Here is a 963-nt window from a genome sequence, read left to right on the forward strand (position 1 = left end):
CAAAGCTCCGAGCCCATGCCGCTTAACTCCCAACAAAGAGCTATCTTTGTGTACCTCCGCAGTAAAAACGACCACAAGTCGTGTACCCCAGCAGGAGCAAAACTAACAGATGAGTACACTCACAGGACTAACAAAAATAACCCGTGTACCATCTCAGTAACACCTTCCCAACTGTGTACTTTTTTCAGGAAGAGGACAACACCTATGGAACTCTAGTTTCATACGTGTGGCAATTTTGTTTCTCCCAGGTGAAACTCCAGTTTCTCCCGCATGAAACTCCAGTTTCTCCCGCATGAAACTCCAGTTTCTCCCGTATGAAACTACATTCTCCTCACAGATGGCGAAACTGAGGAGGACATCCTACTACTAATATACGTCTCAGCTCTACGCCACTGTCAAGGAAATTGAGAGATTCCTCCGTGGATATCCTTAATTATCCAGCGAGGAACGGACAAATTCTTCGGAACTTCGAAATCTTTCTTCCGAAGAATGAAATGTGCTGTTTTAGGGTAGTGTGATTTTGCTGGTATATTGCTGACAGCTATTTGGTTACATTCTTTTGACAGAGGCGAGTTGATAGTCTGCTTCTACGATGAAAGTTGCTAGTTAGCCTTTACAGGGGTTTACGTAGCCATTTGTATACCAGCGTCTTGTGTAAGTGTTTCACAGACTTAATGTGTGCTTGGCTACAAAATGGCTACATTTAGATTTTCTAAGACTAAGATGTAAGGTGTTTTGAACACTTTCTCTTCATCACCAAACTACTAACTAACAATGTTCGTGATGAAGAGATTAGACTTGGACGTAAAAGTCCGCTACTACACGAGGCATAACAAGAGCTATCAAGGCGATAGCCCTATTATGATACGACTGTATGTACAGGGCGAGCGAGCTAGCTTAGGACAAGTTGGCTACTCTGTCCGACCTTGCTATTTGGTTAATAACAAGGTTGTGGCAACGGCT

General features: G+C 43.3%; 1 protein-coding gene. It reads left to right on the forward strand.

Annotated features, from left to right (window positions below):
* Positions 1–783: 783 nt before the first annotated feature.
* Positions 784–963 (forward strand): hypothetical protein (locus PORUE0001_RS10810; protein WP_232501385.1); only part of this gene is annotated, 180 nt, incomplete at its 3' end.

This window comes from Porphyromonas uenonis 60-3, from assembly GCF_000174775.1.
Lineage (GTDB): Bacteria > Bacteroidota > Bacteroidia > Bacteroidales > Porphyromonadaceae > Porphyromonas > Porphyromonas uenonis_A.